Source organism: Acinetobacter sp. ANC 5378, from assembly GCF_013004315.1.
GTDB lineage: Bacteria > Pseudomonadota > Gammaproteobacteria > Pseudomonadales > Moraxellaceae > Acinetobacter.
Map to the genome: position 1 here is coordinate 23,416 of NZ_JABERK010000041.1, position 7,769 is coordinate 31,184.

Annotated in this window: 8 protein-coding genes; 2 read left to right on the plus strand and 6 right to left on the minus strand. The window is 41.3% G+C overall.

The genetic code is table 11. From position 1 onward, the window contains the following. Positions 1–13: 13 nt before the first annotated feature. The 6 genes from tolB to HLH16_RS09395 form a co-directional block, all read right to left on the minus strand. Positions 14–1,297, minus strand: a complete 1,284-nt coding sequence (tolB, locus tag HLH16_RS09370; protein WP_171529130.1) for a Tol-Pal system beta propeller repeat protein TolB — start codon at positions 1,295–1,297, stop codon at positions 14–16. Between the two features lie 211 nt (positions 1,298–1,508). Beyond that, positions 1,509–2,804 (minus strand): cell envelope integrity protein TolA, encoded by a 1,296-nt coding sequence (gene tolA / locus HLH16_RS09375; protein ID WP_171529126.1) that lies wholly within the window; start codon positions 2,802–2,804, stop codon positions 1,509–1,511. A 3-nt stretch (positions 2,805–2,807) separates the two neighbouring features. Beyond that, on the minus strand, positions 2,808–3,257 hold the full coding sequence (gene tolR / locus HLH16_RS09380) for a protein TolR (protein ID WP_171529127.1): 450 nt from the start codon (positions 3,255–3,257) through the stop codon (positions 2,808–2,810). Further along, a complete protein-coding gene (tolQ, locus tag HLH16_RS09385) occupies positions 3,257–3,955 on the minus strand; it encodes a protein TolQ (RefSeq protein WP_131291363.1) in 699 nt (232 codons plus the stop codon). The genes tolR and tolQ overlap by 1 nt, the downstream gene beginning before the upstream one ends. Before the next feature lie 24 nt (positions 3,956–3,979). Further along, positions 3,980–4,390: a tol-pal system-associated acyl-CoA thioesterase gene (gene ybgC / locus HLH16_RS09390; RefSeq protein ID WP_067724926.1), complete on the minus strand. Its 411-nt coding sequence runs from the start codon at positions 4,388–4,390 to the stop codon at positions 3,980–3,982. 246 nt (positions 4,391–4,636) lie between these two features. Continuing rightward, the gene (locus HLH16_RS09395) at positions 4,637–5,986 is read right to left on the minus strand and encodes an amidohydrolase (protein ID WP_171529131.1); all 1,350 of its coding nucleotides are present in this window, start codon (positions 5,984–5,986) and stop codon (positions 4,637–4,639) included. A 307-nt stretch (positions 5,987–6,293) separates the two neighbouring features. Here HLH16_RS09395 and HLH16_RS09400 point away from each other — a divergent pair, with 307 nt between their 5' ends. Beyond that, entirely contained in the window at positions 6,294–6,875 is a 582-nt protein-coding gene (locus HLH16_RS09400) for a hypothetical protein (protein WP_171529128.1), read from the plus strand. Positions 6,876–6,954: 79 nt separating this feature from the next. Further along, positions 6,955–7,641, plus strand: coding sequence for a hypothetical protein (locus HLH16_RS15765; RefSeq protein WP_250850261.1), 687 nt, complete (start codon positions 6,955–6,957; stop codon positions 7,639–7,641). Positions 7,642–7,769: the final 128 nt, after the last annotated feature.

The following is a 7,769-nucleotide window of genomic DNA, read 5'->3' on the forward strand; positions in this document are numbered from 1 at the left end:
TTAACTTAAATTGTTATTTGGGTGCCCAAGCAGGTTCGCGAACCTCACCTTGTTCACTCGGTAAATTCATGCGGAAACGACCATCAAGTGACATGATGGACAATAAACCACGATTCCCTTCACGTGTTGCATAAACCACCATCTGACCGTTTGGTGAGAAACTTGGTGATTCATCCAGACTGGTTGGGGTCAGAATATTGGTAATGCCGGTATTAATGTCCTGAATAGCCACTTTGTAATTGCTGCCACTTGGGCGATGAACTAGAGCGATTTTTTTACCATCTGCACTTAATGTGCCACGTGCGTTAAATGCACCACGGAACGTCAGGCGCTTACTTGAAGCATTGGCAAAATTGTAGGTATAAATTTGTGGTGAACCGCCCCGGTCAGAGGTAAAAATAAATGATTTACCGTCTGGGGCATAACGTGCTTCGGTATCAATGGCACTGTCATTGGTCATACGTTGTAACTGACGTGTTTCCAGATTCATTTGATAGATTTCAGGGTTGCCATGCAGAGATGCAGTAAACAACATGCTTTTACCATCGGGAGAGAAGCTTGGTGCACCGTTTAAACCACGGAAGCTCGCCAGTTTTTCACGTTTTCCTGTAGCCAAGTCCTGTACATAAATGGCCGGACGTTTAGTTTCAAATGAAACGTAGGCAATTTTTTTCGCATCCGGTGTCCAAGCAGGGGACAAAATTGGATTACGAGAAGTCAGAATGGTTTTTGGCTGTTCGCCATCTGTATCTGCAATTTGAAGAGTATAACGCTGTTCAGGAGTCGCCGGATTACGCAGTACATAGGCAATGCGTCCGCTAAAGTCACCTGCAATACCGGTCAATGCCTGATAAATTGCATCACTAATCATGTGACCCGCTTGACGAATACGTGACGCAGGAACAGTCAGCAATTCATTTAATAAATACTGCTGTTTTTCAATATCATAGAGTTGATAATGAACCTCATACGCGCCATTTTCTGTTGTTTTTACTGTACCTGTAACCACATACGGAACACCTGCAGATTTCCATGCCTCTGCATTTGGGCTATTCATACTCGCTGTTGCAGGCAGGTTTTTTGAAGCACTTGAAAATTTGCCTGAACGGTTTAAGTCATTTTCGACAATCGGATAAATGCTTTGATCATTATTAAACGGAATAATGGCAATCTTCGGTGCTTCTTCTGGTGCTTTAGCAATTTCCAAATGCAGTTGTGCATAAGACTGTGTCGCTAAAACAGGACTTAAAGCTGTCAAAATGGTTAGGCAAAGTAGATGTTTACGCGTCATTTCCATCATCCGCTACGTACTCTAAAAAATGTAAATTATTGTGAATTCGGTTGTGTCACATAATGGCATGATTTTGCTTTATTGGAAGTACATCATGATGACTAAACTGTTATAAGACTGTGAAAAGTGAATAAAATAGTATCTATTTTTAGTGAAATTTGAGTTTAAACGCAAAAATAAAAGGCCACATCAATTAAATTTGATGTGGCCTTTTATTTTATTTCGCAGTAAAGCTTGAAGTAAAGGTTCTTGCTTCACGTCGTGCATCTGGATCGGAAGGCATCGGGTAAGGTGCTGCTGCACGTACAGCGGCTTCCACACTTGCTTTCATGTCCGGATCACTTGAACTGACGATGACCGATTGAACTGCACCACTGTCACTTAAGGTCACACGAGCAGTGGCTTTTTGACCGGATGAACCGCTCGGGATATCCCACGCACGTCTCACTTTATTTTCAAAGTCACGTTTTGCAGTTGAGGCAATTTTCTTTGCTTCCGCTTTTTTAGTCGCGGCTTCTTCAGCGGCTTGTTTAGCAGATGATGCTTTGGCTTCTTCAGCAGCACGTTCACGCGCTTCTGCATCGGCTTTAGCTTTATTTGCTGCATCGGCTTTGGCTTTATTTACAGCGTCGGCTTTAGCTTTATTTGCTGCATCCGCTTTGGCTTTATTTGCTGCATCCGCTTTGGCTTTATTTGCTGCATCCGCTTTGGCTTTATTTGCTGCATCCGCTTTGGCTTTATTTGCTGCATCCGCTTTGGCTTTATTTGCTGCATCTGCTTTGGCTTTGTTTGCAGCATCCGCTTTAGCTTTATTCGCTGCATCGGCTTTGGCTTTATTCGCTGCATCGGCTTTGGCTTTATTCGCTGCATCAGCTTTGGCTTTATTAATGGCATCAGCCTTAGCTTTATTCACTGCATCGGCTTTGGCCTTCGCCGCAGCGTCTGACTTCATTTTTTCAGCCGCGTCAGATTTAGCTTTTGCAGCGGCATCCGCTCGGGCTTTTTCAGCAGCGTCTGCTTTTGCCTTGGCTTGAGCATCAGCTTGGGCTTTTAGTTTATTGGCTTCAGCTGCCTTTGCCTGTTCGGCAGCTTTCTGTTCCGCTTTTTTCAGTGCTTCCGCTGCAGCCTTGGTTTCCTGTGCAGCTTTATTTACATCAGGCTTTGCTGGTGCTGGTGCTGGTGCTGGTGCTGGTGCTGGTGCTGGAGTAGGAGGAGTAGGCTGGGTAACGGGAATAACCGGTGCAGGTTCAATACTCGGTTTTGCCGTTTGTTGAACCTGTTCCGCGACTTTTTCATGTACTGTTTCAGACGAGTCTGTCTGTTCTAAAGGTACAGGCTCAGGTGGGAGCAAGTCCTCAGGCGTGACCAAAACCATTTTAATTTGTTTAGGTGACTCGACCGGTTTACTCATGCCCAAAAAAAGTAAGCCAGTCATTGCCACAGCATGGATTCCGAGGGTAAATCCAAGCGCAATTGTTTTTTCTTTGGATTGTGGCTTTTTCAAATCTTTCATACTTTATTCTAGAGGCTTAGTTAGCAGACTAACTTGTGTTAAACCAGCATCTTGAAGACTCGACATTAAAGCCATGACATCTCCATAGGGACGTGTGGTATGACCGTTAATGACAACGTTCAGTTCCTTATTGTCATCCTTGGCTTTTGTTTGTGCCTCAACTAAACGACTCGTCAACTGAGCTAGATCAACAGGACCGGTTTCTTGGTTTTTGTATTCCAAATAATACAGACCATCCTGATCCAGAGTCACGATTGTCGGTGCATCTTTAGATTCGATCGGATTACCATTGGCTTGAGGTAAATCGACTTTAATCCCGCTGGTGATCATGGGTGCTGTAACCATAAAAATCACCAAAAGTACCAACATGACGTCAATATAAGGGACGACATTCATCTCACTTTTTAGTGGTTTTTTGACACGCTCAAAGCGTCCGGAACGCTGAATTGCCATTAGTCATTTTCCTGTGCAGAACTCACAGTTTGACGTTGTAATAGCGCCACCATTTCTTCAGCAAATAATGCACGGTCTGAATAGACGGTTTCACCTTTAGCAGTGTAATGGTTAAAGGCCAATACTGCTGGAATTGCAGCAAAAAGACCAATCGCTGTTGCAATGAGGGCTTCGGCAATACCTGGAGCGACGGTTGCCAAAGTGACTTGATCGACATCCGCCAGACCAATGAAGGCATTCATAATGCCCCAAACCGTACCGAACAGACCAATATAAGGTGCAACAGAACCAATGCTGGCAAGTGCGCCCAAGCCTTGTTCAAGCAGACCTTGGTCACGGCTTAAACCGACACGTAAAATACGTTCTGTGCCTTCAACGGTTTGTTGTGTGGTTGCCTGGAATTTTTTGAGTTTAAAAAACTCGCCAATGCCTTGATAGAAGATATCTTCCAAACCGGTGCGTTTGGAATTAAGTTGCGCGTTGTTGTATAGGGTATTAAGTTCAGCGCCAGACCAGAAGATTTTTTGAAAATGTTCATCTTCGGCCTGGGCTTTTTTATAACTCATATGTAACTTGGCAATCAGATACCAACTGTATAAAGATGCTAGCAGGAGCACGAGCATTACCAGTTGAACGATGGGACTTGCTTGTAAAATAAGATCTGATATGTGTAAAGATGATTCTAGTTGTGTTGCCATAGTTACAATGTGCCAATAAATTTTTTAGTCTTGTCCTAACTCTTTTAGAATTAGATTACGGATTTCCTCAGGAAGCCGTGTTGGACGCATGCCGTCTACACTAATACATGCCAATTCGACTTCGCCAGATGCAAGCATGATTTCACCACGATAAATATTTTGTTGCAATACAAAAGATGTTGCTTTACATGAAACAACACTCGCAGTCACGGTAATCAGGTCATCCATTAGGATTGGACGTGAATATTTCACATTTATTTTATGTACTACAAAGTGATAATCTTTTTGGTGCCAGTAGTGGTCAACACCTGCCGCACGTAACCATTCGGTACGGGTACGTTCCATAAAACGAATATGGTTTGCATGATAGACAATGCCACCTGCGTCAGTGTCTTCAATATATACACGAATGTTGAACTCGAATTTATTCGCCATGATTGTGTCCCATTTTTCAATTCGGTTTTATGGTTTTAGTTGTACTTTTAGCGAGTTAAAAAATCTGTAAAAATGACGTTTTTTTCGCTAAGAGTCAAGCTGTGTAACGCATTGAAGTTTAGCAGTTTGAGTTTTTAGTCCAATGGCACAAGGTTTCAAATGAGATCTATTCTGTATTCAATCAACACAACCTTTAGATATAAAAAAAGTGAGCAAAGGATGCTCACTTTTTTTAAAAAATGTACTTTATTTTTTTGCAGCTTGCATCTTTTTCCAGTCAGTCTGTACCTGTTCGGCAACTTTTGGATAATCCAGGATGAAGCGCACATGGCTTTCTACCCCGGTTTTTAAAGTTGCATTATCGACGATAAATAATGGGTTATGATTAGGTGCAGCTTTCGCCATGTCCTGATCGGCAGGTGTTGCGCCCACAAAGACAAATAAAGACGGCATCAGCTGACCATAATAGGCAAAATCTTCACTTGCACTGGCATTGTTGTCCAGCACATGCAGTTTATCTTCGCCATTCACTTGGGCAAGCGTAGGTTGCATCAGCTTGGTTAGGGTTTTGTCATTGGTGGTTACCGGCGCATATGGGGCAATTTCCACTTTTGCAGTGACATCATTGGCTGCGGCATTATGTTCGACCATTTTCGGTAAAGTTTTTAAAATGCCTTGTCGCACATCTTCACTGTTAGAGCGAATGGTGCCGACCATATTCACCTGATCAGGGATGACATTACCTGTTGTTCCACCGCGGATACTGCCAATACTGACTACGCCCATGCCTTTGGTTAAATCTGCATGACGACTGACTAAACTCTGCATGTTGTTGATCATTTGCGAAGACGCATAAATTGGATCACGGCCGAGCCAAGGCATAGAGCCATGGACTTGTTTACCATTGACTTGAATGCGTAAATGGTCGGCACTGTTCAGAATCGCGCCATCTTTATACAAAATATTGCCACTTGGCATGCCTGCCATCAGGTGCATTCCAAAAATTACTTCCGGTTTTGGATTGTTCAATGCACCATCGGCAATCATTTTACGTGAACCGATTAAATAACCTTGGGTAAAGTTATCAATATCGGCACCGCCTTCTTCAGCCGGTTGGAATACAAAGACCACAGTACCTGCAATTTTATCTTTATTGGCTGCTAAGGCTTTGGCGGCACCCAGTAACATTGCGGTATGGGCATCATGACCACAGCCGTGCATCACGTGAGTTTCTGCCCCTTGATAAATGGCTTTGGCTTTACTGGCATAAGGCAGTCCAGTTTTTTCTTCAATCGGCAGGGCATCCATATCGGCACGCAATGCCATCACTGGACCAGGTTTCGCCCCTTTAAGCACACCAATTACACCGGTTTTGGCATAGCCTTTACGCACTTCAATGCCATAAGATTTCAACTCTTTTTGTACTAGCTCAGAAGTTTTGAATTCCATATTTCCAAGTTCAGGGTGTTGATGAATATGTTGTCGAAGCTTAATGGTATGCGCTTCTACATTTTTAACGGAATCATCAATCCAGTCTGCAAAGCTGAGTTGGCTGCAAAGGACAAGGGGAAGACAAAGGGAGATCTGCTTGTACATGTTCATATCTTGGGAAAATCCTGAAGAGTTTGAAATAGTTAAAGTGACTCTCTAGGATTGCATACTGATCTAAATTCGACCAAAACCCTCTAAGTATTTTTTTATACTTTAAAAGTATATTAAGTGTTAATGTCTGTTCTAAAAGGGCTTTATTCGATTTTTTACATTGTAAAATTATGTATTTCATGTGAAAGTGAGTTTATAAAATTTGTATATAACACTTACTTTTTGAATCTATGCTTGGCGATTTTATCTGATTCACTCTATGGATGGCGCCTTGCATTACGGTTAAATATTCGAGTTTAAAATGAACCGTTTTTTGAAATATCTCATCATTTTCGCCATTGGCTTTGCACTGTGGTCATATTGGCTGAAACCGGATAAAGGTATTTCAGATGCGGCTGATTATCAAACCACAGCGGGGATTCATCAGTTTAATGGCTATAGCATGACAAATTTAGAACCTTATGCGGGAGAGTTTCGGGTTTTATCGAGAGAAAATTATAACTTTGGACGTGAATCTGAGATTAGCCCTGTCGATTTTGCTTTGGGATGGGAGAAAATGGCTAGTCCTGAGGTTTATAAACAGTTATCTATTCGGCAGAGCAATCGTTGGTATTATTGGCGTTATGAAAATGCTCCACCCATTCCAGTACGTGAAATTGAAACGCAAAGTGCTAATACTCATTTGATTCCTGCAACTAAAGCCATCGCCAAACAGCTGGCTCAAATTGATCAAGATGATTTAATTTATTTAAAAGGGCAGTTGGTGGAAGTGAAGTCTTCAGATGGATGGACGTGGCGGAGTTCTTTAAGTCGGGAAGATACCGGTAATGGTGCGTGCGAGTTGATGCTGGTGGAAGAGGTTAGGGTTATTTCTAACTTATAAGTGTCAGATTGATTAAAATAAAAAGAAAAAATTTAAGATGACTTCAGTAGAAATTTTTAAAAATTAAGATGGGGAAAAGATGGCAGAGCAAGAAGGCAAACAAGCGTTAATTATTCAGCTTCCGTGGACAGTACCACAACAGCCAAATGTACAAACGATTGTTTTACAGCAACCAGCTAAGACACACCTGGAGCTGAATGCTTCGACAGATAAAACAGCTATTTCCTCCTTTGCACTTTCAGTAGTGATTGCTTTAATTTTAGGAGGTTTGGCAACATGGTTAGCTTATTGGTATGGGAAGAAAAGTTTTAGATTAACTGAAATGTCTTTTAAAACTGTGAGTGAAGATATTAAACAAGCAGCTGAAACTCATAGATTGGTAAATGCTCAAATTTTAGAGAGTCAAAAAACTAATAAAGATAGAGATATAAAGTTGGCATTTAATAAAGAGTGGTCTGAAAAGCTGATAACAAGCTTGTCAGAGTTAACACCTAATTTGGATGATTGGATACTAAGAGTTATTGGATTATCTAATGAGACAATAAAGAGGAAAAAAAATACACCTAATTTCAGATTATCAGAAGATAAGTACTTTATGAATGAAATTAAAATACTGCATAGTGGATCTGAGAGCATTCGTAAATTACTGAATAAGCTAGTTATCTATGTGTCATTATTTAATAGTGATAATGAATACAATGAAATATTATTTTTATTAAATGGCGGATTCAAGCGGCAAGTGCAACAGTATAAAAACCAGCCATAATATCAGAGCCTGTAAATTATTTTGTGTAAGTTCCATTTTTTATAAATGATCTTTTAATCGATCATCGAACTGAATCGTAAACCAATTCATCGCTAAACGCCAATTTTGAATTGGCATTGTCCATTTTT